Annotated in this window: 2 protein-coding genes; both read right to left on the reverse strand. The window is 56.6% G+C overall.

Annotated elements, in window-relative coordinates; genetic code table 11:
- The coding region (locus tag ACR0D9_RS20585) for an ATP-binding cassette domain-containing protein (protein WP_480540102.1) at positions 1 to 250 on the reverse strand (250 nt) is incomplete at its 3' end.
- A gap of 132 nt (positions 251 to 382) precedes the next feature.
- Positions 383 to 1,419, reverse strand: a 1,037-nt coding sequence (locus tag ACR0D9_RS20590) for a putative 2-aminoethylphosphonate ABC transporter substrate-binding protein (protein ID WP_480540103.1), incomplete at its 5' end; no start/stop codon positions are given.

Here is a 1,419-nt window from a genome sequence, read left to right on the forward strand (position 1 = left end):
CACGCTCGGACGGAGGCAGGTTGGAGACGTCCTTGCCATCCTGCATAACCGTACCCTTGGTCTGCAGATCCAGCCCGGCAATCGCCCGCAACAAGGTGGTCTTGCCGCAGCCGGACGGGCCAAGGAAACAAATGAATTCACCTTCTTTGATTTCAAGAGAGATGTCCTTGAGTGCCAGAAAGCTGCCGAACGCTTTCCACAAATTCTGGATGCTGAGATACAGTTCACCGGGTGGTGTTTTCTGAAGCACGGGAGAGGTCCTCACATCTGCACCTCGGGCACGACCGATCCTGGCTGGTGCGCGCCGGGTGAGTTGGTTGTGTTGGTGGGAACAAGAGAGTGGCGGGCAGGAGAGGCACAAAAGCCCCTCCTGCCAATGGAATTATTTCGCTTCAGACTTTCCGTCATAGCGAGACTGCCATTCCTTCAGGATTGCCGCGCGATTGTTGGCGGCATACTCGAAATCATTGTTGATCATCGCATCCAGAAGACCTTCTGGGAAGTGTTCAACCGGTTTTGCAACGCCGGGATACGCCACGACCGCATAGCCGGTATTGTACATCTCGTTGGCCTCTTTGGTGACGGTGAAGTCCACCAGCTTCTGCGCGGCTTCCAGATTTGCGGTACCGGCCACAATCGCGGTTGCTTCCATGTCCCAGCCGACGCCTTCCGAAGGCACAATGATATCCAGCGGTGCGCCATCAGCTTTGGACTTCGCCCCACGGAACGCAAAAGAGATACCAATCGGGATCTCACCCGCCGCCGCCAGTTTGCAAGGCTTCGAGCCGGAATGGGTGTAGCGCGCAATATTCTCGTGCAGCGCATCCATGTATTCCCAGCCACCTTCTTCGCCAAACATTTGAAGCCAGCTGGACACATCAAGGAACCCCGTGCCAGACGAATTCGGGTTCGGCATGATCACCTGATCCTTGTACATCGGATCAGTCAGGTCCTTCCACGAAGTGGGCGGCTTCAGCCCGGCCTTTTCCGCCTCAACCGTGTTGTAGCAAACCGAGGCAACCCAGGCGTCCATGCCAACCCAGGCAGGCGGGTTGTCACCATCGACGAATTTCGCATCCAGCTTGTCTACGCCAACCGGGGCATAAGGCTCCAGCATCCCTTCGGATTTCAACAGCAGCAGAGAGGTCGCCGCCAACCCCCAGACCACATCCGCCTGTGGGTTGTCCCGTTCAGCCAGCAGTTTCGCGGTGATGATCCCCGTCGAGTCCCGGACCCAGTTGATCTTGATATCAGGGTTACTCTGGTTGAACGTCTCTGCATACCTCGCCAGATCCTCCGCCTCGACAGCGGTGTAAACTGTCAGTTCCGTCTCCGATGCCGCAACCGTCGCAGTCAGTAAACCGACCGCCAATGCCGAATAAAATGATGTCGTCCGTTTCATGGTTTTCCTCTGTTGGT

The sequence above is a fragment of the Ruegeria sp. AK11 genome (genome assembly GCF_056541095.1).